The 21,731-nt window shown below is 70.5% G+C and carries 19 protein-coding genes and 1 tRNA gene; 4 read left to right on the forward strand and 16 right to left on the reverse strand.

The genetic code is table 11. The annotated features are described in order from the left end of the window. Positions 1–101: 101 nt before the first annotated feature. The 15 genes from ABZ930_RS01690 to ABZ930_RS01760 all read right to left on the reverse strand — a co-directional run bounded on the left by ABZ930_RS01690 (position 102) and on the right by ABZ930_RS01760 (position 17,421). Positions 102–1,448, reverse strand: a complete 1,347-nt coding sequence (locus tag ABZ930_RS01690) for an MraY family glycosyltransferase (RefSeq protein WP_361539747.1) — start codon at positions 1,446–1,448, stop codon at positions 102–104. A gap of 146 nt (positions 1,449–1,594) precedes the next feature. Then, on the reverse strand, positions 1,595–2,863 hold the full coding sequence (glyA, locus tag ABZ930_RS01695; protein ID WP_361539750.1) for a serine hydroxymethyltransferase: 1,269 nt from the start codon (positions 2,861–2,863) through the stop codon (positions 1,595–1,597). 101 nt (positions 2,864–2,964) lie between these two features. Then, complete coding sequence (locus ABZ930_RS01700) at positions 2,965–3,594, reverse strand: protein-tyrosine-phosphatase (protein ID WP_353947206.1); 630 nt, start codon at positions 3,592–3,594, stop codon at positions 2,965–2,967. A gap of 38 nt (positions 3,595–3,632) precedes the next feature. Then, positions 3,633–4,280 (reverse strand): L-threonylcarbamoyladenylate synthase, encoded by a 648-nt coding sequence (locus tag ABZ930_RS01705; RefSeq protein ID WP_353944725.1) that lies wholly within the window; start codon positions 4,278–4,280, stop codon positions 3,633–3,635. Positions 4,281–4,330: 50 nt separating this feature from the next. Continuing rightward, a complete protein-coding gene (gene prmC / locus ABZ930_RS01710; protein ID WP_361539753.1) occupies positions 4,331–5,176 on the reverse strand; it encodes a peptide chain release factor N(5)-glutamine methyltransferase in 846 nt (281 codons plus the stop codon). A 37-nt stretch (positions 5,177–5,213) separates the two neighbouring features. Next, positions 5,214–6,290: a peptide chain release factor 1 gene (prfA, locus tag ABZ930_RS01715; protein ID WP_361539756.1), complete on the reverse strand. Its 1,077-nt coding sequence runs from the start codon at positions 6,288–6,290 to the stop codon at positions 5,214–5,216. A 108-nt stretch (positions 6,291–6,398) separates the two neighbouring features. Further along, positions 6,399–6,620, reverse strand: coding sequence for a 50S ribosomal protein L31 (gene rpmE, locus ABZ930_RS01720; RefSeq protein ID WP_081219441.1), 222 nt, complete (start codon positions 6,618–6,620; stop codon positions 6,399–6,401). Positions 6,621–6,773: 153 nt separating this feature from the next. Further along, positions 6,774–7,874, reverse strand: coding sequence for an LCP family protein (locus ABZ930_RS01725; RefSeq protein ID WP_361539759.1), 1,101 nt, complete (start codon positions 7,872–7,874; stop codon positions 6,774–6,776). Positions 7,875–8,165: 291 nt separating this feature from the next. Continuing rightward, complete coding sequence (gene rho, locus ABZ930_RS01730; protein ID WP_361539762.1) at positions 8,166–10,178, reverse strand: transcription termination factor Rho; 2,013 nt, start codon at positions 10,176–10,178, stop codon at positions 8,166–8,168. A gap of 396 nt (positions 10,179–10,574) precedes the next feature. Further along, positions 10,575–11,492, reverse strand: coding sequence for a homoserine kinase (gene thrB, locus ABZ930_RS01735; RefSeq protein ID WP_361539765.1), 918 nt, complete (start codon positions 11,490–11,492; stop codon positions 10,575–10,577). Positions 11,493–11,773: 281 nt separating this feature from the next. Further along, entirely contained in the window at positions 11,774–12,832 is a 1,059-nt protein-coding gene (thrC, locus tag ABZ930_RS01740) for a threonine synthase (protein ID WP_361540350.1), read from the reverse strand. 14 nt (positions 12,833–12,846) lie between these two features. Further along, positions 12,847–14,139, reverse strand: a complete 1,293-nt coding sequence (locus ABZ930_RS01745) for a homoserine dehydrogenase (RefSeq protein ID WP_361539768.1) — start codon at positions 14,137–14,139, stop codon at positions 12,847–12,849. Positions 14,140–14,262: 123 nt separating this feature from the next. Next, complete coding sequence (gene lysA / locus ABZ930_RS01750) at positions 14,263–15,654, reverse strand: diaminopimelate decarboxylase (RefSeq protein WP_361539771.1); 1,392 nt, start codon at positions 15,652–15,654, stop codon at positions 14,263–14,265. 28 nt (positions 15,655–15,682) lie between these two features. After that, positions 15,683–16,711 carry an ArgS-related anticodon-binding protein NrtL gene (nrtL, locus tag ABZ930_RS01755; RefSeq protein ID WP_361539774.1) on the reverse strand — a complete coding sequence of 343 codons (1,029 nt, stop codon included), beginning with the start codon at positions 16,709–16,711 and terminating at the stop codon, positions 15,683–15,685. Between the two features lie 209 nt (positions 16,712–16,920). Then, positions 16,921–17,421: a response regulator gene (locus ABZ930_RS01760; protein ID WP_361539777.1), complete on the reverse strand. Its 501-nt coding sequence runs from the start codon at positions 17,419–17,421 to the stop codon at positions 16,921–16,923. A gap of 194 nt (positions 17,422–17,615) precedes the next feature. On the opposite strand from ABZ930_RS01760, the gene ABZ930_RS01765 reads away from it, so the two are divergent. The 4 genes from ABZ930_RS01765 (at position 17,616) to ABZ930_RS01780 (ending at position 20,588) form a co-directional block, all read left to right on the forward strand. Continuing rightward, a tRNA-Arg gene (locus ABZ930_RS01765) sits at positions 17,616–17,687 on the forward strand. 185 nt (positions 17,688–17,872) lie between these two features. Further along, positions 17,873–18,538 (forward strand): hypothetical protein, encoded by a 666-nt coding sequence (locus tag ABZ930_RS01770; RefSeq protein ID WP_361539780.1) that lies wholly within the window; start codon positions 17,873–17,875, stop codon positions 18,536–18,538. A gap of 347 nt (positions 18,539–18,885) precedes the next feature. Beyond that, positions 18,886–19,305: a helix-turn-helix transcriptional regulator gene (locus ABZ930_RS01775; protein ID WP_361539783.1), complete on the forward strand. Its 420-nt coding sequence runs from the start codon at positions 18,886–18,888 to the stop codon at positions 19,303–19,305. Between the two features lie 140 nt (positions 19,306–19,445). Beyond that, positions 19,446–20,588, forward strand: coding sequence for an acyltransferase family protein (locus tag ABZ930_RS01780; RefSeq protein WP_361539785.1), 1,143 nt, complete (start codon positions 19,446–19,448; stop codon positions 20,586–20,588). A gap of 115 nt (positions 20,589–20,703) precedes the next feature. Here ABZ930_RS01780 and ABZ930_RS01785 read toward each other — a convergent pair whose 3' ends face one another. Beyond that, on the reverse strand, positions 20,704–21,693 hold the full coding sequence (locus ABZ930_RS01785; protein ID WP_361539788.1) for a Ku protein: 990 nt from the start codon (positions 21,691–21,693) through the stop codon (positions 20,704–20,706). Positions 21,694–21,731 lie beyond the last annotated feature (38 nt).

The raw sequence follows: 21,731 nt of genomic DNA on the forward strand, positions 1-21,731 counted from the left end.
ACCTAGATGGTGTGCTCGCTGTCACACATGAGAGTGACAGTGCGCGTCTGCGCGCCCACTCCATCAACTTGTCTGGTATTGGGACCTTTTGGAACGCCGCGTCAGCGCGACGAACCCGCCTTCCGCCGATCGGAGAAGCGCGAACGGGCGCCAATTGCCGTCGCCCCGTTGACTCCTGCGGGAATCGGCGCGCGATCGCCCTCGTCCTCCTCGCCCGTTTCCGCGGCGGACGTCTCACCCGCGGAGGTGGCCGACGCCTCGTCGGCCGTGGCCCGGCGACGCCGGTAGCGGGGCGGCACCAGACGCTCCGCCCAGCGCGGGGTGTGCGGCGTGAAGCGCGGCAACAGCAGCAGCAGGAGGCCGACGAAGCTCAGCGCGACGACGCCGAGCATGACCCACATCCCGGACGCGGAGTGCACCGAGTAGGCGACCGCGCCGAAGGCGACGAGCGCCGACCAGAAGTACATGATCAGCACCGCGCGGGAGTGCGAGTGGCCGATCTCCAGGAGCCGGTGGTGCAGATGGCCGCGGTCGGCGGCGAACGGCGACTGCCCGTTCCAGGTGCGGCGCACGATCGCGAGCACCAGGTCGGCGAACGGGATCGCGATGATCGTCAGCGGCATCACCAGCGGGATGAAGACCGGGAGCAGCGCGTGCGTGGTGTCACGGGTCGAGCCGCCGAGGTTGAGCTTGAGGGCGTCCGGGTCGACCTGTCCGGTGATGGAGATGGCCGCGGCGGCCAGCACCAGGCCGATGAGCATCGACCCCGAGTCGCCCATGAAGATGCGCGCCGGATGCATGTTGTGCGGCAGGAAGCCCAGACACATGCCCATCAGGATCGCCGCGAAGAGCGTGGCGGGCGCCGCGTTCTCGATGCCGTAGCCGTACCAGATCCGGTACGCGTACAGGAAGAACGCCGCGGCCGCGATGCACACCATGCCGGCCGCGAGACCGTCCAGGCCGTCGACGAAGTTCACGGCGTTGATCGTGATGACCACGAGCGCGACCGTGAGCAGCGTGCCCTGCCACTGGGTCAGGGAGACCGTGCCGACGCCGGGGATCGGCAGCCACAGGATCGTCAGACCCTGCATGACCATGACGCCCGCGGCGATCATCTGGCCGCCCAGCTTGATCAGGGCGTCGATCTCGAACTTGTCGTCCAGTACGCCGATCAGCCAGATCAGCGCGGCACCCGACAGCAGTGCTCTCGGCTCGTTCGACGACTCGAAGACCTGGTCCAGATTGGTCAGGTGGTCGGCGACCAGCAGACCGGCGCACAGACCGAAGAACATGGCGATACCGCCGAGCCGCGGCGTGGGCTCCCGGTGCACGTCTCGTGCCCGGATCTCCGGCATCGCGCCGGCCACGATCGCGAACTTCCGCACCGGGCCTGTGAGCAGATACGTCACCGCGGCCGTGATGCAGAGCGTCAGCAGGTATTCACGCACGGGCTTCCCCACAGGTATCGCTGGCCATCTCAGCCCCACACCCTAGCTTTGTGTGCTTGAGGTCGGGGACTTACGGGTAGCGACGATGGTTGCACGAGTGACGGTTCCGGCCCGCACTGCCGCTGCTCCGCCGGTGCGTCTACCCCTCATCCGCCCGGATACGGGGGAAATCTCCGGGCCAGTTCACGGACCTCCTCGCGGACGGCGCGTACCTCGAAGGCGTCGCGGACGACACCCGAGAGGAGCACCGCGATACGGGCCATCTCGGCCTCGCCCATGCCCTGGGTGGTCACGGCCGCGGTTCCGAGGCGCAGGCCCCGGCCCTCGCCGTACGGCAGGGCGCAGGTGTCCAGGACGATGCCGGCCGAGGCCAGCCGGCCGCGGGCGGTGGGTCCGTCGACGCCGACGCCGACGCCGACGCCGTCGCCGAGCGGCGCGGGGTCGACGGTCACCAGATGGGTGTCGGTGCCGCCCGTGGTGACGGCGAACCCCTCCGCCTCCAGGGCCCCGGCCAGCACCCGGGCATTGGCGACGACCTGGTGCGCGTACCCCGTGAAGGCGGGGGTGGCCGCCTCGCCGAACGCGACGGCCTTGGCGGCGATCGTGTGCATCTGGGCGCCGCCCTGCGTGAACGGGAAGACCGCCCGGTCCACCCGGTCCGCCAGCTCGGCGCCGCACAGCAGCATGCCGCCGCGCGGGCCGCGCAGCACCTTGTGCGTGGTGGCGCAGACGATGTCGGCGTACGGGACCGGGTTCGGGGCCGCTCCCCCGGCGACGAGCCCGATGGGGTGCGCCGCGTCCGCGATGAGGTGCGCGCCCACGTCGTCGGCGATGTCGCGGAAGGCGGCGTAGTCGATGTGCCGGGGGTAGGAGATCGAGCCGCAGACGATCGCCTTGGGGCGGTGGGCGCGGGCCAGCGCGCGGACCTCGTCGAGGTCGATGAGTCCGGTCTCGGGGTCGACGCCGTAGGGCACGAAGTCGAACCAGCGGCCCGAGAAGTTCGCCGGTGAGCCGTGGGTGAGGTGCCCGCCGGCGGGCAGGCCCATCGCCAGGACGGTGTCTCCTGGGCGCAGCAGGACCGCGTAGGCGGCCAGGACGGCCGAGGAGCCGGAATGTGCCTGCACGTTGGCGTGCGCGGCCCCGAAGAGGGCCCTGGCGCGCTCCACGGCCATCCGCTCGGCCACGTCGACGATCTCGCAGCCGCCGTGGTGCCGGGCGCCCGGATAGCCCTCCGCGTACTTGTTGGCGAGCGGGGAGCCGAGGGCGGCCAGGACGGCGGGCGAGGTGAAGTTCTCGGCCGCGATCAGCTGGAGGGAGTCGGCCTGCCGGGCCGTCTCGCCGAGCAGGACCTCGGCCAGCTCGGGGTCCTGACGGCGCAGTGCGTCGAGCGCGGCGGGTTCGGTGATCACCGGCATGTTCGGCTCCGGGCCTCGCGGAGGAGAGTGGGTGTCTAACAGCCTAGGTCCGAGCCCCGGAAGGGGCGCGGGGAACGGCAGGACACCATCGCGACCCGCACCTACTTGGGCACGCCCGTCAGCGCCGAGACCACCGGGTCCAGCGCCTCGCTGATCTCGGAGCCGACCGACCGGAAGAACGGCAGCGGGGCCCCGTACGGGTCGTACACCTCGTCGGCCTCGACGCTCGGCGCGAGAAGCCACCCGCGTAGAGCCGCCGCGGCCCGCACCAAGGACCGCGCGCGCTCGACCACGCCCGCCTCGACCGGATCGGGCAGGGTCGCCGGGTCTATGGCCCGCACGAGCCGGGTGAACTCCTTGAGCGTGAACGTGCGCAGGCCCGCGCTGTGCCCCATGGAGATGACCTGGGCGCGGTGATCGCGGGTCGCGGTCAGCACCAGGTCGGCTCTTATGACGTGGTCGTCGAGGAGTTCGCGCCCCACGAAGCCGGAGGCGTCCGCGCCGAAGTCCGCCAGGACCGCCTCGGCGTTGGCCTCCATGGGGGCACCCTCGTGGCCCCAGGTTCCCGCGCTCTCCACGATGAGGCCGCCGGCCACCCGCTCGCCGAGCCGGGCGGCGAGGGCGTGCCGGGTCAGCCGCTCGGTGATCGGCGAGCGGCAGACGTTGCCGGTGCTGACGTGGAGGATGCGGAAGGAGTCGCCGGGGAGCACCAGAGGCTCCCCGTACGGGATGGACTCGGTGCCTATGCCACGCCCCGTCTCAGGGGCTGTCAATTCGCCACCTCGAGGTCGGGTACCACCTTGCGCAGCTCGTCGGCGCTGAGCGCGCCCGCGCGCAGCAGGACCGGCACGGGGCCGGTCACGTCGACGATGGAGGAGGGGATGTTGCCGGGGGTCGGGCCACCGTCGAGGTAGACGGAGACGGAGTCCCCGAGCATCTCCTGCGCGGCGTCGCAGGTCTCGGGAGAGGGGTGTCCGGTCAGGTTCGCCGACGACAGGGCCAGCGGGCCGACCTCGGTGAGCAGCTCGATGGCGACCGGGTGCAGCGGCATGCGCACCGCGACGGTGCCCCGGGTCTCGCCGAGGTCCCACTGGAGCGACGGCTGGTGCTTGGCGACGAGGGTGAGCCCGCCCGGCCAGAAGGCGTCGACGAGCTCCCAGGCCAGCTCGGAGAAGTCCGTGACGAGGCCGTGCAGGGTGTTCGGGGAGGGGATGACCACCGGCGTCGGCATGTTCCGGCCCCGGCCCTTGGCCTCGAGCAGGTCACCGACCGACTCGGGCGAGAACGCGTCGGCGCCGATGCCGTAGACGGTGTCGGTGGGGAGGACGACCAGCTCGCCGCGGCGGACGGCGGACGCGGCTTCGCGCAGACCGGTGATGCGGTCGGTCGCGTCGTTGGTGTCGTAACGCCGTGCCATTTAGCGGGCCTCCAGCTCTGCGTACTGCTCGTCTGCGTAAAGGTGATCGGTCACGGCATCGCCTTGCGGGCGGTCGCGAAGCGCGGCCTGTTGTTGAGGTCCGGGTGGTCGGCGGCATCCGCCCAGCCCCGCTCCTCGGTGAAGATCCACGGCACCTGGCCGCCCTGGGTGTCCGCGTGCTCGATGACGACGACGCCGCCGGGGCGCAGCAGCCGGTGGGCGGTGCGCTCGATGCCGCGGATCAGCTCGAGGCCGTCCTCGCCGGAGAACAGGGCGAGGTCGGGGTCGTAGTCGCGGGCCTCGGGCGCCACGTACTCCCACTCGGTGAGCGGGATGTAGGGCGGGTTCGAGACGACGAGGTCGACCTGGCCGTCGAGGTCGGGGAAGGCCGTCAGAGCGTCTCCCTGACGCAGGTCGACCCTGGACCCCTCGACGTTCTTCCGCGTCCATTTGAGGGCGTCCTCGGACAGCTCCACGGCGTGCACGCGCGAGCGCGGCACCTCCTGGGCGAGCGCGAGGGCGATGGCGCCGGAACCGGTGCACAGATCGACGATCAGCGGCTCGACGACGTCCATCGCGCGCACGGCGTCTATGGCCCACCCGACGACCGACTCCGTCTCGGGGCGCGGCACGAAGACGCCGGGCCCCACCTGGAGCTCCAGGTAGCGGAAGTAGGCGAGTCCGGTGATGTGCTGGAGCGGCTCGCGCGCCTCGCGGCGGGCGATGACCTCCCAGTACCGGGCGTCGAAGTCACGGTCCTTGACGGTGTGCAGCTCCCCCCGCTTGACGCCGTGCACGAACGCGGCGAGCTCCTCCGCGTCGTTGCGCGGCGAGGGCACGCCGGCGTCGGCCAGCCGCTGAGTGGCCTGGGCCACTTCCGCGAGCAGCAGGTTCACGCTGGTCCTCCGGGGCTGAGCTGTGAGCGTGTGGGTCTTACGCGGCGGCGAGCTTGGCGGCCGAGTCCGCGTCGACGCACGCCTGGATGACGGCGTCGAGGTCACCGTCGAGCACCTGGTCCAAGTTGTAGGCCTTGAAGCCCACGCGGTGGTCCGAGATGCGGTTCTCCGGGAAGTTGTACGTACGGATCTTCTCGGAGCGGTCGACGGTGCGGACCTGGCTGCGGCGGGCGTCGGCGGCTTCCTTCTCCGCTTCCTCCTGCGCCGCGGCGAGGAGCCTGGAGCGCAGGATACGCATCGCCTGCTCCTTGTTCTGCAGCTGGCTCTTCTCGTTCTGGCAGGAAGCGACGACGCCGGTGGGGAGGTGCGTGATGCGGACGGCGGAGTCGGTCGTGTTGACGGACTGGCCGCCGGGGCCCGACGAGCGGTACACGTCGATGCGCAGGTCGTTGGCGTGGATCTCGACGTCGACCTCCTCGGCCTCGGGCGTGACGAGCACGCCGGCGGCGGAGGTGTGGATGCGGCCCTGCGACTCGGTCGACGGCACACGCTGTACGCGGTGCACACCGCCCTCGTACTTCAGGCGGGCCCAGACGCCCTGGCCGGGCTCGGTCGCGCCGTTGCCGCCCTTGGTCTTCACGGCGACCTGGACGTCCTTGTAGCCGCCCAGCTCGGACTCGGTGGCGTCGATGATCTCGGTCTTCCAGCCGACGCGCTCCGCGTACCGCAGATACATGCGCAGCAGGTCGCCGGCGAACAGGGCGGACTCGTCGCCGCCCGCGCCGGCCTTGACCTCGAGGATGACGTCCTTGTCGTCGGAGGGGTCGCGGGGCACCAGCAGAAGCCGCAGCTTCTCGGTGATCTCCTCGCGCGACTTCTCCAGCTCCTTGACCTCGGCGGCGAAGTCGGGGTCGTCGGCGGCGAGCTCCCGGGCCGTCTCGATGTCGTCCCCGGTCTGCTTCCAGGAGCGGTACGTCGTGACGATCGGGGTCAGCTCGGCGTAGCGCTTGTTCAGCTTGCGCGCGTTGGCCTGGTCGGCGTGGACCGACGGGTCCGCGAGCTTCTTCTCCAGATCGGCGTGCTCACCGATGAGGTCCTCGACGGCCTCGAACATCTCCGGCTCCTGCTGGTACGGGGGGTCAAAAGGGGGCTGCACCGCAAAGCGCCGGTCCCGGTGCCCCCGCGGAAAACAGGGGCACCGGAGACCGGCGCTGAAGCCTCGCTACTTGTTGGCAGCGGCAGCCTTGCCGAAGCGGGCCTCGAAGCGGGCCACACGGCCACCGGTGTCGAGGATCTTCTGCTTGCCCGTGTAGAACGGGTGGCACTCGGAGCAGACCTCGGCACGGATGGTGCCGGAGTCGATGGTGCTCCGCGTGGTGAACGACGCGCCACAGGTGCAGCTGACCTGCGTCTCGACGTACTCGGGGTGGATGTCGCGCTTCAAGGTGTCTCCTAGGTTCGGGAGGGCGCCGGGTCGCAGCCGCGGATTGCGGGAGCGTGAACCGGAGCCGACGTACCAGTCTGCCAGCACTGGCCGCATCCCCCAAAACCGGGGTGGGCCCAGAAGTATTCCCCGACGTCCGAGCGGGCGCCGCGGTTACTTCACGACGCCGTCGGCCTGGCCGGTGGCGGTGCCCTCGCTGGCCGACTTCGGGATGGCCCGGTCGGCCTTGAGCGCCTTCCAGACCTGGTCGGCCTTGGTCTCGTCGACCAGGACGCGGTTGGCGTCGTTGGTGTCGTACTGGACCGGCAGCGTGACCATGGTCATGTCGTTCGAGCCGATGCTCTTGAGCCCGTTCGCGAACGAGGCCAGGTCCTTCACCGAGGCCAGCTCGGAGTCGGTGGTCACGGACTTGGTGGCGGTGTCGGCGAGGTCGTACAGCTTCTTGGGGCTGGTGAAGACGCCGACGCTCTTCAGCTGGTCCATCAGGGCCTTCATGAACGCCTGCTGGAGCTGGATGCGGCCCAGGTCGCTGCCGTCGCCGACGCCGTGCCGGGTGCGGACGAGGCCGAGGGCCTGCTTGCCGTCGAGCGTGTGAGTGCCCGCGTCGAGCGTGAGGTGGCTGTCGGGGTCGTCGATCGCCTTGGTGGTGGTGACCTCGACGCCGCCGAGGTCGTCGATGAGCTGCTCGAAGCCGCTGAAGTCGACCTCGACGTAGTGGTCCATGCGGATACCGGTCACGGACTCGGCGGTCTTGACCGCGCAGGCCGCGCCGCCCGTCGAGTAGGCGGAGTTGAACATGACCTGGGACGCCGCCTGGTGCACCGTGCCGTCGCCGTCGGTGCACTCGGGCCGGTCGATGAGCGTGTCCCTGGGTATGGAGACCACGCTGGCCTTCTTGTGGCCCTTGTAGATGTGGACGATCATCGCGGTGTCGGAGCGGGCCGAACCGTCGTCCTGGCCGCCGCCGGCCTTCTTGTTGGCCCCGGCGCGGCTGTCGGAGCCGAGGACCAGGATGTCCTGCGAGCCGTTGTCCACGTTCTCCGGGCGGTCGGTGCCGAGCGCCGCGTTGATGTCCACGCTCTTGATGTTGCCGTCGAGCTTGAAGTAGACGTACCCGAGACCGGTGCCGCCGAGCACGACGATGCCCGCCGCGCTCCAGGCCGCGATGCGCAGCGCCTTGCTGCGTCCGCCGCGCGGCTTGCGGCGGCGGCCCTTGGCGCGTCCGCGCCCGGGCTTGCTGTCACGGTCCGGCATGTGTTCCTCGCTGGCTCTGTCAGCTCCACTGTGGCCCTCACCTGGTGTGACGGCGAATCGCCAAGAAGGGTTGCACAGGGAACTGTGTCCGCAGCGAGCACGCGTCCTCACGGAACGTAACGGGACCAAGGTCCCTAACCCCTCCCACCTGCACTTTCGTCGATGCCCGCCACATGCTTCACAAAGGGCCCGAATTCTTATGCATGTGGTGAAGGTCTCCGGAGACCGGCACAAAAGGGCCGGGCCCCGCCGCATGCGCGACGGGGCCCGGCCCTGAAGGACGTACGACGGTCAGTCGTTGCCGTTGCCCGGCGTCGGCGTCGTCTTCTGGATCTGGAGCAGGAACTCCGCGTTGGACTTCGTCTGCTTCATCTTGTCGAGCAGCAGCTCGATCGCCTGCTGCTGGTCGAGCGCGTGCAGCACGCGACGCAGCTTCCAGGTGATCGCGAGCTCGTCGCTGCCGAGCAGGATCTCTTCCTTACGGGTACCGGACGCGTCGACGTCCACCGCGGGGAAGATGCGCTTGTCGGCGAGCTTGCGGTCGAGCTTGAGCTCGGCGTTGCCGGTGCCCTTGAACTCCTCGAAGATCACCTCGTCCATGCGGGACCCGGTGTCGACGAGCGCGGTGGCGAGGATGGTGAGCGAGCCACCGTCCTCGATGTTGCGCGCGGCGCCGAAGAAGCGCTTCGGGGGGTACAGGGCGGTCGAGTCGACACCACCGGACAGGATGCGGCCGGAGGCCGGGGCGGCGAGGTTGTACGCGCGGCCCAGACGGGTGATCGAGTCGAGCAGCACGACGACGTCGTGGCCCAGCTCCACCAGGCGCTTGGCACGCTCGATGGCGAGCTCGGCGACCGTGGTGTGGTCCTCGGCCGGACGGTCGAAGGTCGAGGAGATGACCTCGCCCTTGACCGACCGCTGCATGTCGGTGACCTCTTCCGGACGCTCGTCGACCAGGACGACCATCAGGTGGCACTCGGGGTTGTTGTGCGTGATCGCGTTGGCGATCGCCTGCATGATCATGGTCTTGCCGGTCTTCGGCGGGGCCACGATCAGACCGCGCTGGCCCTTACCGATCGGCGCGACGAGGTCGATGATGCGGGTCGTGAGCACCCCCGGGTCGGTCTCCAGGCGGAGCCGGTCCTGCGGGTACAGCGGCGTCAGCTTGTTGAACTCCGGGCGCCCACGGCCGGATTCGGCCGCCATGCCGTTCGCCGAGTCGAGGCGGACCAGCGCGTTGAACTTCTCGCGGCGCTCGCCCTCCTTGGGCTGGCGCACGGCACCGGTGACGTGGTCACCCTTGCGCAGGCCGTTCTTGCGGACCTGGGCGAGCGAGACGTAGACGTCGTTGGGACCCGGGAGGTAGCCCGACGTACGGATGAAGGCGTAGTTGTCGAGGATGTCGAGGATGCCCGCGACGGGGATCAGGACGTCGTCGTCGGAGACCTGCGGCTCGTTGCCGAAGTCGTCGTCGCGGCCGCGGCGGCCACGGCGGTCGCGGTAGCGCCCGCGACGGCCACGACGGCCGCCCGCCTCGTCGTCGAAGTCGTCCTGCGGACCGTTGTTCCGGTCCTGGCGGCCGCCCTGCTGCTGGCGGTTGCCGCCGCCCTGACCCTGGTCCTTGTTGCCCTGGCCCTGGCCCTGGCCGTCGCCCTTGCCGCCCCGGCGGTCACGGTCGCGGCCACCGCGGTCCCGACGGTCGCGGCGCTCGCGCCGGCCCTCGTTGCCCCCGTTGTCCTGGTTGCCGTCGCCCTGGCCGTCCTGCTTGGACTCGTTCTTGGCCTCGGCGGTGACGGTCTCCGGGCTGCCCGCCTCGGCGGTCGCGCGCCGGCGCCGACGCTCACCGGCGGGCTGCTCGTCCCCGGCGCCCTGGCCCGGGATCTCGATCTGCTGCTGGGCGTCGGACTTCTTCGCCTTGGCAGCACCCTCGGCCTTGTCGGCCTTGGCGGCGCCGGACTCGGCCTTCTCCGCCTTGGCGTCGACCGCGGACTCGTCGCCGGTACGGGCCTTCGAGGTGGCCCGGCGCTTCGGCTTGGCCTCGGCGGTGTCGGCGCTCTTCGCCGGGGCTCCGCCGCCGGCCTGCGCCTCCTTGATGACCTCGATCAGCTGGCTCTTGCGCATCCGCGCAGTCCCCCTGATACCGAGGCCCGATGCGACCTGCTGCAGCTCGGCCAGCACCATGCCGTCGAGGCCGGTACCGCGGCGCCGCCGGGCAGGCGTAGCAGAGGTGTCCCCTGCAGACGCTGCGGGCGCGGCAGCGGAGCTGTCGGCAGTCACGCCCATCAGATCGGTGGTGTCGCTCACGAAGGGTCCTTCCCTGGAGCGGACGTCGGCCTGTCTGGCTCGGCGACCGGTTGTGCTGTCCGGCGGTGGTCCTCTCGGTACGGACCGTGCCGGGGCGGTTGTCCGCCGATGAGGCGGAAGAATTCATTGGTGGCAGCGATTCCGGATTCCGCGGGTGCACTGAATTTCCGTGTCACGCGGCTCGGTCACGCCGGTTCCGGAGCAAGCTCGGCAACGTTCAGCGCGAGCTGTCGACAGGCGACGGCATCGCGATGAATTGCTGGGGAGGCTCCCGGAAGAATGGTTGTCCCGGACGGGGACACACAGCACCTCGCCATGGTGGGGTCGGGTGCAGGTTTGAGGTTAACACTACCGGATCCAACAAACATTCCCCCTCTCTCATCCGGCAACCGTGTGTCAGGAGCCAAGCGGCAGCACGCTCGCTCCGTCGACGTCGAGGGCCAGGCGATTGGCCGCCCACCCCTCTCCGGCCAGCCGGGCGACCTTGTCGGCCGCGCCGTCCTCCACCAGGGCGAGGACCGTCGGTCCCGCCCCGGAGATCACTGCGGGGACACCGTCTGCCCGCAGCCGCTCCACGAGGGCGGCGCTCTCCGGCATGGCCGGAGCGCGGTACTCCTGGTGAAGTCGGTCTTCAGTGGCCGGCAGCAGCAGCTCGGGGCGCCGGGTGAGGGCCTCGACGAGCAGGGCCGCCCGGCCCGCGTTGGCCGCCGCGTCCACATGGGGGACGCTGCGCGGCAGAAGTCCTCGCGCCATTTCGGTGAGGACGGGTTTCCCGGGGACGAAAACCACCGGAACGATGGAATCCGCGGCGGACAGGCGGATCGCCCGGCCCGCGCCGCTCTCCATCCAGGCGATGGTGAAGCCGCCGAGCAGGCAGGGCGCCACATTGTCCGGGTGGCCCTCGATCTCGGTGGCGAGCTCCAGCAGCGCGGCGTCGTCGAGGCGGGCGTCGCCGCCTATCGTCACGGCGCGCGCGGCGACGACGGCCGCGACGATGGCGGCCGACGAGGAGCCCAGGCCGCGGCCGTGCGGAATGCGGTTCGCGCAGACGATCTCCAGGCCGCGGGGCTGTCCGCCGAGCGCGTCGAAGGCGGTGCGCAGGGCCCGTACGAGCAGGTGGGACTCGTCGCGCGGCAGATTCTCGGAGCCCTCACCGGCGATGTCGATGTTCAGCCCGGAGTCGGCGACCCTGACGACCACGTCGTCGTAGAGCCCCAGCGACAGGCCGAGGCTGTCGAAGCCCGGACCGAGATTGGCGCTGGTGGCGGGGACGCGCACCCTGACGGCGGCGGCGCGGAACGCGGGACCGGCCATCGCTCGATGACTCTCCTTGAGCTGCGGGATGTTTCGAGAACTTCCGAGACTTCCGATGTTTTATGAGGCACCCGGGCCGCGAACGACGGAATCAGAAGAGAAAACGACGGAACGACGGCGGCACCGCTGCATATGCGGTGGGCGGGTTCGGTACAGCCTATCGAAGGAAGGTTCTGTGGCGACATAGGGCGCACAGGAGGCGCACGATGCGTGTCGTAAGCCCCCTGTGCACCCCGTATGCGAACAGGCCCGGTTGACGAGGCGTCAGCGCCGGACGCGGCTCAGGCGAGGCCGAGACGCTCCGCGGCGGCGGCCGCGTCGACCGGGACGGTGACCGGCTGCGGGGCGCCCGCGACGGCCCAGTCCGGGTCCTTGAGGCCGTTGCCCGTCACGGTGCAGACGATCTTCTGGCCCTTGTCGACCTTGCCCTGCTCGGCCGCCTTCAGCAGACCGGCGACGGACGCGGCGGACGCCGGCTCGACGAAGACACCCTCCTGGGACGCCAACAGCTTGTAGGCGCGCAGGATCTCACGGTCCGTCACCTCGTCGATGAAGCCGCCGGACTCCTCGCGCGCGGCGAGCGCGTGCTGCCACGACGCCGGGTTCCCGATGCGGATTGCGGTCGCGATCGTCGAGGGGTCCTTGACGACCTCGCCGCGCACGATCGGCGCGGAGCCGGAGGCCTGGAAGCCCCACATGCGCGGAGTGCGCGACGACACCGAGTCGGCGGCGTACTCCTTGTAGCCCTTCCAGTAGGCCGTGATGTTGCCCGCGTTGCCGACCGGGAGGACGTGGATGTCGGGCGCGTCGCCGAGGGCGTCCACGATCTCGAACGAGCCGGTCTTCTGGCCCTCGATGCGGTACGGGTTGACGGAGTTGACCAGCGCCACCGGGTAGTTCTCGGAGAGGCTGCGGGCCAGGTTGAGGCAGTCGTCGAAGTTGCCGTCGACCTGGAGGATCTTCGAGCCGTAGACCAGCGCCTGGCCCATCTTGCCGAGCGCGATCTTGCCCTGCGGGACGAGCACGGCGCAGACCATGCCGGCGCGCACGGCGTAGGCCGCGGCGGACGCCGAGGTGTTGCCGGTGGAGGCGCAGATGACGGCCTGCGCGCCCTCCTCCTTGGCCTTGGTGATGGCCATGGTCATGCCGCGGTCCTTGAAGGAGCCGGTCGGGTTCGCACCCTCGACCTTCAGGTGGACCTCGCAGCCGAGGCGCTCGGAGAGGACCTGCGCGGGCACGAGCGGAGTGCCGCCCTCGCGCAGCGTCACCACCGGCGTCGTGTCGGTCACCGGGAGCCGGTCCCGGTACTCCTCGATGATGCCGCGCCACTGGTGGGTCATTCCGGTCATCCCTGCTACTCCCCTTCAACACGCATGATGCTGGCGACACCGCGCACGGTGTCGAGCTGGCGCAGCGCGTCCACGACCCCGGTGAGGGCCGCGTCCGCCGCGCGATGGGTGACGACGACGAGGGAGGCCTCGCCGTCCTTCCCCGACTGGCGCACGGTGTCGATGGAGACGCCGTGCTCGGCGAAGACCGTCGCCACCTGCGCGAGAACGCCGGGCTTGTCGGCCACGTCGAGGCTGATGTGGTACCGCGTCACGACGTCGCCCATCGGGGAGACGGGCAGCTGCGTGTACGCGGAGTCGCCGGGTCCGGTCGCGCCGCCCAGCCGGTTGCGGCAGACGGCGACGAGGTCGCCCAGGACGGCGGACGCGGTCGGCGAGCCGCCGGCGCCGGGCCCGTAGAACATCAGCTGGCCCGCGGCGTCGGCCTCGACGAACACGGCGTTGTACGCGCCGCGCACGGAGGCCAGCGGGTGGGTCAGCGGGATCATCGCCGGGTGCACGCGGGCGGTGACGGACTGCCCGTCGGCGGCCCGCTCGCAGATGGCGAGCAGTTTGATGGTGCAGCCCATTTCCTTCGCGGACGCGAAGTCGGCGGCGGTGACCTCGGTCATGCCCTCGCGGTACACGTCGTCGAGACGTACGCGCGTGTGGAAGGCGATCCCGGCGAGGATGGCAGCCTTGGCGGCGGCGTCGAAGCCCTCGACGTCGGCGGTCGGGTCGGCCTCGGCGTAGCCCAGGGCGGTGGCCTCGTCGAGGGACTCCTGATAGCCCGAGCCCGTCGAGTCCATCTTGTCGAGGATGAAGTTCGTCGTGCCGTTCACGATGCCGAGGACGCGGTTGACCTTGTCCCCCGCGAGGGACTCGCGCAGCGGCCGGATCAGCGGGATGGCGCCCGCGACGGCGGCTTCGTAGTACAGGTCGGCGTCGTGGTCGAGCGCGGCCGCGTGCAGGGCCGCGCCGTCCTGGGCGAGCAGCGCCTTGTTGGCGGAGACCACGGAGGCGCCGTGCTCGAAGGCGGTGGTGATGAGCGTCCGGGCGGGCTCGATCCCTCCGATGACTTCGACCACCACGTCGATGTCGCCGCGCTTGACGAGCGCGGTGGCGTCGGTGGTGACGAGGGCGGGGTCGATCCCCTCGCGGACCTTGGAGGGACGCCGCACGGCGACACCGGCGAGCTCGACCGGGGCCCCGATGCGGGCGGCGAGGTCGTCGGCGTGCGTCGTCATGATGCGCGCCACCTCTGAGCCGACGACCCCACAGCCCAGCAGCGCCACCTTCAGCGGACGCGTACGCATCATCCGACCTCGTTTCCTCTCCTGCTGCGACATGGCACTACGCACCACATCCCTACGATGGGTCCAGTCTCACTTACCGGACCGGGGATTCTGCCCCCGGTCCGGATGATGAGACAGATATTTCATTTATCCGACGTCGAGACGCAGGAGATCTTCCTCCGTCTCGCGCCGCACGATCACCCGGGCCTCGCCGTCGCGCACGGCGACGACGGGCGGGCGGAGCGCGTGGTTGTAATTGCTGGCCATGGAGCGGCAGTACGCGCCCGTGGCGGGCACGGCGATGAGGTCGCCGGGCGCGATGTCCGCGGGCAGGAAGGCGTCCTTCACGACGATGTCGCCGCTCTCGCAGTGCTTGCCGACGACGCGCACGAGCACGGGCTCGGCGTCGGAGCGGCGGGAGACGAGGGCGACGGTGTACTCGGCGTCGTAGAGCGCGGTACGGATGTTGTCGGACATGCCGCCGTCCACGGAGACGTAGGTCCGCAGGCCGTCGAGCGGCTTGACGGTGCCGACGGTGTAGAGGGTGAACGCGGTCGGCCCGACGATGGCGCGCCCCGGCTCGACGGAGATCCGCGGGGTCCGCAGCTTCGCGGCCTCGCACTCCCGCGTCACGATCTCGTCGAGCGCCTTGGCGATCTCGTGCGGCTCGCGGGGGTCGTCGTCGCTGGTGTACGCGATGCCGAGGCCGCCGCCGAGGTCGATCTCGGGGAGTTCGACGCCGTGCTCGTCGCGCACCTCGGCGAGCAGCCCGACGACGCGGCGCGCGGCGACCTCGAAGCCGGCCATGTCGAAGATCTGCGACCCGATGTGGGAGTGGATGCCGATCAGCTCGAGCCCGTCGAGCTTGAGCGCCCGCCGCACGGCCTCCGCGGCCTGTCCCCCGGCCAGCGCGATGCCGAACTTCTGGTCCTCGTGCGCGGTGGCGATGAACTCGTGGGTGTGGGCCTCGACGCCGACGGTCACCCGGATCTGCACGCGCTGCCGCTTGCCGAGCCCGTCGGCGATGTGGGCGACGCGGGCGATCTCCTGGAAGGAGTCGAGGACGATGCGTCCGACGCCGGCCGAGACGGCGCGCTCGATCTCCTCCTCCGTCTTGTTGTTGCCGTGGAAGGCGATGCGCTCGGCGGGCATGCCGGCGGCGAGCGCGGTGGCCAGTTCGCCGCCGGAGCAGACGTCGAGATTGAGCCCTTCCTCGTGCAGCCAGCGCACGATCGCCCGGCTCAGGAACGCCTTCCCGGCGTAGAACACGTCGGCGTCGGGGCCGAAGGCGTCGCGCCAGGCCGCGCACCGGGCGCGGAAGTCGGCCTCGTCGAGGAAGTAGGCCGGGGTGCCGAACTCCTCGGCGAGCCGGGCGACCTCGATGCCGCCGACGGTGGTGCCGCCGTCGGCGGTGCGGGCCACGGTCTGCGACCAGACCTTGGGGTCGAGGACGTTGAGGTCCGTGGGCGGGGCGGCGTAGTGCCCTTCGGGCAGGACGTCGGCGTGCCGGGGGCCTGCGGGGTGTGCGGAACGGCTCATGGCTGCGGTTGCGCTCTCTTCGGGATGCTCATACGTGTACGGGGGCGTCGATGCCGAGCAGGGTCAGGCCGCCGGCCAGCACCGTCCCGGCGGCTTCGGCGAGCGCGAGCCGGGCGCGATGGGCGGCCGAGGGTTTCTCCCCGCCCAGGGGCAGGACGTCGTCGAGGGCGGGCGGCAGCGCGTCGGCGACGACGACGAGGTGCCGGGCGAGCCGGTCGGGGGCTCGGTGCCGGGCGGCGGAGAGCAGGATGCGGGGGTACTCGGCGAGCGCGGCGACGAGGTCGTCGTGGCCGGGAATGTCACCGGGCTCGCTGCGGTAGCCGAGGTCTGCGGCGTTACGGGTGAGGGCCCGGGTGCGGGCGTGCGCGTACCGGACGCGGAAGAGCGGGTTCGTCTCGCGCTGCGCGAGGAGGGCCGCGCGGTCCTCGGCGGTGGCGGTGCGCGGGTGGTCGTGCGCGGCGGGGTGGAGCAGGGCCCAGCGGGCGGTGTCCCGGCCGAGGAGCGCGAACAGCTCGTCGGGACGGGCGACCGGCACGGGCCGCAGGGTGGCGTCGCCGGACGCGGCTGCCGGTGCCCGGTGGACCTCGGCGCCCTGGCTCCGCGCGATCCGCTCGACGGCGTCGGCGACGGCCTCAGCACGCAGTTCGTCCGGAACGCGCAGGTCGAGGCGGTCGCCGCGGAGTGCGTCGCCGTGCCCGTGGGCGTGGCCCCGGCGCAGGATGTCGGCGACGAGGGTCCGGCTCAGGTCGGCCGCAGGGGCGAGCGTGAGGTTGAGGAATCCCGGCCCGGTGATGTCGACGGCCGCGATGCCCGGGCTGCCGGTCAGCCGCTCGGAGAGAACCTCGGCGATCTGGCGCGGGGGCCGGCCGGTGGGCTTGGCGATCTGCAGCGCGGCGTTCGTGGCGTAGTCCCCGTGCCCGCCGGGCCGCGGCCGCTCGACGACGACCCGCGCGACGGCCTCGTCGACGGCCCCGCCCTCGACCACACCGAACGCACCGTCGTCGACCGCGCGACGAACGGCGCGCAGGACGGTGCGGGAGAGGTCGGCGGGCGTCACAGGGCAAGCGTAGGGGAGGAGGGGGGTGGGTAGGCGAGTCGGTTACGCGGATGGTCCGGGATGCGGACGGGGTGGGGGCGCCTTGGGCTGGGCCGGGCCTCGTGGTGCCGGGTCGCTCGGTGCCGGGTCGGGGCATCGGTGGGGGGTGGGCGCCGTGGGCTGGGCCGCGCTCGGCAGCGCCCTGCCCTGGCCTGCCGTGCCGTGCCGGGTCAGGCGTCTGCGGTGCGGGGGGCCCGCCCGGTGGAACCGTCGCCGTTCTCCGGCTGCGACGGCCCGGAGCCGTCACCGGCTCCTCCCTCACCGCCACGGTCGGCGCCGCTGCGGCGGGCGGTCCTCCCCTGCTCCCTCAACTGTCCTACGACGCGCACCAGTTCACCGGGCTCGAAGGGCTTGGCGAGGAAGGCGTCGACGCCGACGTCCAGCCCGTTCTCCACCTCGTACTGGGTGCAGGCGCTCACGATGACGATGGGCAGGTCACTGGTACGGGCGTCGGCGCGGAGCCGCGCGGCGGTACGCAGGCCGTCGAGGCGCGGCATGACGACGTCGAGGGTGACGATGTCCGGCCGCACCTGATGCACGACTTCCAGACATTCGGCACCATCGGCCGCGGTCACGACCTCGAAGCCCTCCAGCTCGAGATTGACCCTGATCAGCTGCCGGATCACCTTGTTGTCATCCACGACAAGGACCCGGCCGGTGGCGCCTGGCACAACTCGAGAGTAGGTCCGCACCGGCCACCGCGTCCGGGTTTTCCCCACTTCCGCCCCGTACAGGGGACACGACCCCCCTCCGCTCCCCGTTCCGACCGCCCACCGCCGGCTTCCGCCACCTCGGAAAACCTGTTCCTGAGGACCCCGAGCAAGCTGGTAGTGTTCTACCCGTCGCCACGCACAGCGCGGCGCACGCCCCCGTAGCTCAGGGGATAGAGCAACGGCCTCCGGAGCCGTGTGCGCAGGTTCGAATCCTGCCGGGGGCACCTTGGATGAGGTGCCTAAAAGACCCCGTCATCAGTGGAGACGCTGACGGCGGGGTTTTTGCGTTTGCGGGACGGCCTGTGGGCAGGGTGTTGGAGCGTTTCCGCGGGCGGGGTCAACTGCGCGCGGACGCCGGGCCCTTTGGGCTCCATGGCCGTACGTCAGAGGGGTGCGCTTGGATGCGTGAGTGACCGTTCAAGACGTTGCTCGGCAGTTGCCCGAGATATCCGTGCTCCGCGAGCACTGCCGTTCCTTGGCCGTGTTGGAGGCCATCCTCAGCCCTGAGTGGGAGGACCGGTACCACTCCTTCGACGATCGATGGTCAGGGACAGAAGCGATGGCCTCGATGCGGGACGGGTCGGGCGACGAGTTCTCGATCGTCTTCTCCCCCGCCGGCGCCTATGTTCGCGGGTTCGCCCATGAATCACCGATGAGTCCCTACGCGCAGGACGGGCCCTGGCCGGGAGTGCTCGACGACGTCCCCGATGTCTTCCGATCGTGTGTCGAGGAGCCCGCGTTCTGCGACGAGGACGAGATGCCCGCCGTCACGGCATGCGTGTGGCGGGAAACGAAGGATGCGGTCTGGAAGACGGGGAGGATCGAGTACCCCGATGGGCAGTCGGACGACCCTGACGGCGCGGGATCCCTCTTCGAGCTGCTCGTGGACCGCTCCCCGGAGGCATTTCAAAGGTGGGCCGAGGACTACTACGAGGTTCCGGTCGCGTTGACGGCGGTGTCCCACATCTTCGCGTCCCGTCCTCTGAGCGACTCGGTCGTCACCGCGTTGAATCCAGAGATCACGTTGGCCGATCTCGCCGAGGAGCTCACGGAGATCGGCTACCCGCTGAGCTAGATCCGACGAGGAACGGCGGGCGTATTCGATCGCCAGGGCGGTCAGCGCGGGCAGGGGCCAGGGGCTTGCCAAGTGCCGCTGCCAGCGGTCGCCGGGAGGCCGACGGGGCGGCGTCGTCCAGACGGGGCGGATGCCGCCGGAAACCGCTTTGACCGGTGGACGGCGGTCTCGGTTGGATGTCGGCAGGTGCTCGGGTGCTGGCAAGCTCGGGGACCGGCCGATGGTTGCGCCCGCCTGGCTCTGGCAATGAGCGGGGTACGTCTGATGACGGGCGCCGTCGGCCACTTGGTGTTTTCCGGAGTTGCGGTTCGCCGTCGGGGCGGCGCGGTGCGTGGGATTGTTGTGGCGTGACCAATTTGCAGGACCTTGTTCGGTTGCGGCGGGCCCGGGACCGGATGGATCGGGAGTATGCCGAGCCGTTGGATGTCGCCGCTCTGGCGCAGACCGCGTTGATGTCTCCGGGGCACTTCTCGCGGAGCTTTCGTGCCGCATTTGGGGAGACTCCGTACAGCTATCTCATGACCCGGCGGATCGAGCGGGCCAAGATGTTGCTGCGGCGGGGGGACCTGTCGGTGACCGAGGTGTGCTTCGAGGTGGGGTGTACGTCGCTGGGGTCGTTCAGCTCGCGGTTCACCGAGTTGGTGGGGGAAACGCCCAGTGCCTACCGGGCCCGGGGGCGTGCCGAGGGCGGGGATCTGCCAGCCTGTTTGTCCCGTATTCATACGCGGCCGGTCAAGGGGCAGCCGGACCGTTCCACGGGCGTGTGACAGACACCACCCATGTCCGGCACAGGTTTACGTGCGCCGCAATCGGTGACTACGGTGCCTGAGATGTCTCGCCGCCACATGAATCCCGTAAACCAGAGAAGACGCGAAGACGAGAGTCGAGGTTCCATCTGGGAGGGATCATGAGCGAACCACTTCAGCTCGCGGCGCAGCGAGCCCCACTGCCGGACCAGCGCGCCGCCGCCGCACCCTCCACGGGCAGCACGGCCGCGGCGCCCGCCGCCGCGGCGGAGAAGAAGCCCGGCAAGGCGCGGGACGCGTTCTTCGACAACGCGAAGTACCTGGCGATCGTGCTCGTCGCGATGGGACATTCCTGGGAGCCGCTGCGCGGTGACAGCCGGGCGGCGTCCGCGCTCTACATGACCGTCTACGCGTTCCACATGCCGGCGTTCATCGTGATCTCCGGCTACTTCTCGCGGTCCTTCGACGCGAGCCCGGGCCGGCTGAAGCGGCTGATCACCGGGGTGGCCGTGCCCTACGTCGTCTTCGAGGTGGCGTACACGTTCTTCAAGCGGACCGCCGGGGGCGACCCCGACTACCCGATCAGCCTGCTCGATCCCTGGTACCTGACCTGGTTCCTGATCGCGCTGTTCGTGTGGCGGCTGTCCACGCCGTTCTGGAAGGTCGTCCGCTGGCCGCTGCCGCTGTCGCTCGCGATCGCCGTCCTGGCGTCCGTCTCGCCGGACATCGGGGACGACCTGGATCTGCAGCGCGTGCTGCAGTTCCTTCCGTTCTTCGTGCTCGGGCTGTGCCTCAAGCCTGAGCACTTCCAGCTCGTGCGGCGCAAGGAAGCGCGGCTGCTGGCCGTGCCGGTGTTCGCGAGCGCGTTGCTGTTCGCCTACTGGGCGGCGCCTCGGATGAACGCGGCCTGGTTCTACCGTCGCGACAGCGCCCAGGAACTGGCGGCGCCCGGCTGGTCCGGCGCGGTCATGACCCTCGCCATGTTCGGCTGCTCGGCGGTCCTGGCCGCCTGCTTCTTCGCCTGGGTGCCGGGGCGCAAGCTCTGGTTCACCGCGCTGGGCGCCGGAACGCTGTACGGGTATCTGCTGCACGGGTTCCTGGCGAAGGGCTCGCGCTTCTGGGACTGGTACGACGTGAACTGGGTGCACACGCCCTGGGGCGAGATCGTCGTCACCGTCATCGCCATGTCCGTCATCACCGCGTTGTGCACGCCACCCGTGCAGCGCGCCTTCCGGTTCGTCATGGAACCGAAGATGGAATGGGCCTTCAAGAAGGATGCCGCCGAGGTGGCCCGCCGGAGGTAGGCCGTCGGCCGAGGCTGGCAGTGCAGGGCAGGGCGGGCAGGGCCTGAGACCGAGTGTGGGGCGTCCGGAGTGTGCAGGTGACTCCGGGCGCCCCACTTCTTGGGTTCGGACGGATTCAGGCGGAGGCCTTCTTTCTCGGGGTCGCCTTCTTCGCCGCGGCTGCCTTCTTCGTCGTGGCCGTCTTCTTCGCCTCGGTCGTCTTCTTCGCCGCCGTCTTCTTCTTCGCCGCGGTGGTCTTCTTGGCGGGCGTCGTCTTCTTCGCCGCCGTCTTCTTGCGGGTGCGGCCCGCGAGGTGCGTCACCTCGGCCACGTCGTCGCCGGAGCCGCGTGCCTCCTTCGCGGCTCTCACGCTGCTCTCCAGCGCGGCCATCAGGTCGATCACCCGGCCGCCGCCTTCGCCGGACGCCGCGGGGGCCTCCTCCCGCTCGTCGCCGGAGGCCTTCGCCGCGATCATGTTCTCGACCGCTTCCCGGTAGTCGTCGTGGAGGTCGGCGAGATCGACCTCGCCGAGGGTGTCCATCAGGGCGTCGGCCAGGTCGAGTTCGGCGTCGCGCACCGTGACCTGGGTGTCCGGCGCGACGTCCTCGGGGGCGCGGATCTCGTCCGGCCACAGCAGGCCGTGCATCGCGATGACGTCGTCGACGACGCGCAGCATGCCGAGCCGCTCCCGGCCGCGCAGGGCGAACTTGGCGATGGCGACCTTCTGGCTGCGCTTCAGGGCCTCGCGCAGCAGGGTGTACGGCTTGGCGGCGGGGACGCCGTTCGCGGAGAGGTAGTAGGCCGCGTCCATCTGGAGCGGGTCGATCCGGTCGGCCGGGACGAAGGCGACGATCTCGATCGTCTTCGCGGTCGGGATGGGGAGGGAGGCCAGGTCGTCCTCGGTGATCGGGATGATCGAGCCGTCGGCGTCCTCGTAGCCCTTGCCGATCTCGGCGGCCGTGACCTCCTTGTCCTCCAGTTCGCACACCTTGCGGTAGCGGATGCGCCCGCCGTCCTCCAGGTGGATCTGGCGGAAGGAGATCGCGTGGTTCTCGGTGGCGTTGACCAGCTTGATGGGGATGCTGACCAGGCCGAACGAGATGGCGCCGTTCCATATGGAGCGCACGGTGTACCTCCCGTTTGTCCAGATGAGCGAGAAAGGTG

It is taken from the genome of Streptomyces sp. NPDC046716 (assembly GCF_040645755.1).
Lineage (GTDB): Bacteria > Actinomycetota > Actinomycetes > Streptomycetales > Streptomycetaceae > Streptomyces.